General features: G+C 69.0%; 2 protein-coding genes. Both read left to right on the top strand.

Annotated features, from left to right (window positions below; all coding sequences use genetic code 11):
• Positions 1–2,189, top strand: a 2,189-nt coding sequence (locus tag FV223_RS24115; RefSeq protein ID WP_147729347.1) for a TonB-dependent siderophore receptor, incomplete at its 5' end; no start/stop codon positions are given.
• A gap of 3 nt (positions 2,190–2,192) precedes the next feature.
• A complete protein-coding gene (locus tag FV223_RS24110) occupies positions 2,193–2,876 on the top strand; it encodes a Fe2+-dependent dioxygenase (RefSeq protein ID WP_147729346.1) in 684 nt (227 codons plus the stop codon).
• Positions 2,877–2,975 lie beyond the last annotated feature (99 nt).

Below are 2,975 nucleotides of genomic sequence, written 5' to 3'. Positions count from 1 at the left end.
GTGTGGCGGCACCTCCGGTCGCGGCGCCCGCAATCGGCGCCGCCGCGACCGGCGCCGGCCTGCCGATCCTGGCCCGGGGCGACATCAGCGGCAATCCGTATGCGGACCCGGCCGCGCCCTACAAGGCCGACCGCCTGTCCTCGAACCGCTTCACGCAGCCGATCCTCGACACGCCGAAGTCGATCACCGTCGTCACGCGGGAGGTGATCGACGACAAGAACGCGACCAGCTTCCGCGACATCCTGCGGACCACCGCCGGCGTGACGCTCGGTTCCGGCGAGGGCGGCAACGCCTTCGGCGACCGCTTCTTCATCCGCGGCTTCGATGCGCGCAACGACGTGTTCATCGACGGCATCCGCGACCCGTCGGTCAGCGTGCGCGAGAACTTCTTCACCGAGCAGGTCGAGATCCTGCGCGGCCCGGCCTCGTCCTTCGCCGGCCGCGGCACGGCGGGCGGCGCGGTGAACGTCGTCACCAAGCAGGCCACCACGGCGGGCGACTTCTACAACACCGAGAGCCAGGTCGGCAGCGACAGCCGCGGCCGCGTCACGCTCGACTTCAACCAGGTGATCAGCCCGGCGCTCGCGGTCCGCATCGGCGGCCTGTACCAGGAATCCGGCGTCGCCGGGCGGCGGTTCGTGACCGACGACCGCGACGGCGCGGCGCTCGCCGTGACGCTGAAGCCGGCCGACGACTGGAAGTTCACCGCCAACTACGTCCACACCGACCTGAACGGGCTGCCCGATTTCGGCGTGCCCTTCAACGCCCTGTCGCGGCGGCCCTTCACCGAAAGCATCGTCCCGCGCGACACCTATTATGGCTTGATCAACCGCGATTTCCAGCACGTCCAGCAGGATACCGGGACGCTGACCGCGGAATGGTCGCCGACCGAATGGGTCACGCTCAGCAACCGGTTCCGGGCCGCGCACTCGGTGCTCGACTACGTCGGCACGCTGCCGGAGGCCCCGGTGATCCCGGCCAACCGCAACCTCTACGGCACGACGCTCAGCCTCAACCCGCAGAGCCGCTACCAGACGGTCGACGTCACGGCCGACATCTCCGACGCGACCTTCCGCTTCGACACCGGCCCGATCAAGCACACCCTGGTCCTCGGCACCGAGTTCAGCCGCGAGGAGGTGAGCCGCCAGGGCTATACCGGCCTGACCTCGGAACTGTTCTCAGGCAACTTCAGCGGCAACGGGACGCTTCGCGGCATCAACATCCTCACCCCGCCCAACACGCTGCCGTTCTCGACCCGGCCGACCAAGGCCGGCAACCCGACGGTCATCCCGGTCGACACGAAGGCCGGATACCTGATCGAGACGATGAACTTCAGCGATCTCGTGCTGCTCAACGGCGGGGTGCGCTTCGACGACTACGCGATCACCTCGTCGAACGACACCAGCTCGGTGTCGGCCCATTCCGGAAACCTGAACTACAACATCGGGCTGACCCTGAAGCCGACCTCGACCGTGAGCGTCTACGCCGCGCACGCGACCTCGTCGAACCCGGTCGGCGCGGAGCTCGACGCGTCGAGCTCCCTCTACGGCGGCCTCAATCCCGCCTTCGCGGGCAACCAGATCCTGGCGCCGGAGCAGAACACGGCCGACGAGATCGGGGTCAAGTCCGAGCTGTTCGACCGCCGCCTGCTCGCCACCGCGGCCCTGTTCAACACCGTCAAGGAGAACGCGCGCGAGACGATCGGCAGCGGCACCAACGCGGTGATCTCGGCGACCGGCGCATACCGGGTGCGCGGCCTCGACCTCGAGCTGGCCGGCAGGGTCAGCGACCGGCTCAGCCTGTTCGGCGGCTACGTCATCATGGACACGCGGGTGACGCAGTCCGCGATCCCGCAGAACGTCGGCAGCCGGCTGGCCAACATCGCCAACCGCTCCTTCAGCATGCTGGCGAAGTACCAGCTGTCCCCGATGTTCGAGGTCGGCGCGCAGGTGGTCAACAACTCGCGGGTGGCGGGCGGCACGCTGGCGGCCAACGCCAACGTCCTGCCCTCGTACTGGCGCTTCGACGCCTTTCTCGAGGCGAAGGTGAACGAGAACCTGACGGTGAAGCTCTACGGCGCCAACCTCACGGACCGGCGCATCTACGACGCGCTGTACCAAAGCAACGTGCCGTTCACGCAGCTTCAGCCCGGCCGCACCATCTCGCTGATCGCGCAGACGCGGTTCTGAGCGATGCTGGTCTGCATTCCCGAGGTGCTGAGCAAGGCCGAGGTCGCGGAGTTCCGCGCGATCATGGATGCGGCGGAGTGGTGGGACGGCCGGTCCACGGCCGGCTCGCAGTCCGCCCTGGTCAAGCGCAACGAGCAGCTGCCGCCCAACGGCGCGGTCGCGCGGCGCCTCGGCGAGCGCATCGTCGGCGCGCTCCTGGCCAACCCGCTCTTCGTCTCGGCCGCGATCCCGCTGCACATCTTCCCGCCGCTGTTCAACCGCTACGGCGAGGGGCACCATTTCGGCGTGCACGTCGACAACGCCGTGCGCGGCGACCCGATGACGGGCCTGCGCATCCGCACCGATCTCTCGGTCACGCTCTTCCTCGCCGAGCCCGACACCTACGACGGCGGCGAGCTGGTCGCGGAGGATTACTACGGCTCGCAGGAGGTGAAGCTGCCGGCGGGCGACCTCGTGCTCTACCCGGCATCGAGCCTCCACATGGTCACGCCGGTGACGCGGGGCACGCGGGTCGCCTCGTTCTTCTGGCTGCAGAGCATGATCCGCAGCCCGCAGGCGCGCAGCCTGATCTACGACCTCGACACCTCCATTCAGGGGCTCGTCGGGGAGCTGGGCCGCGACCACGCCGAGGTGGTGCGGCTCACGGGCATCTACCACAACCTGATCCGGACCTGGGCCGAGACATGACCGATCATCGACCCCGCCGGCGATCCGCGATCCGCGCGATCGCCCTCGCCCCCCTGCTCTGGCTGGCGCCGGCGCAGGCGCAGCAGCCGGGCGCCGTCC

This window comes from Methylobacterium sp. WL116 (assembly GCF_008039455.1).
Lineage (GTDB): Bacteria > Pseudomonadota > Alphaproteobacteria > Rhizobiales > Beijerinckiaceae > Methylobacterium.
This window is presented reverse-complemented; position numbering and strand designations above follow the sequence as displayed.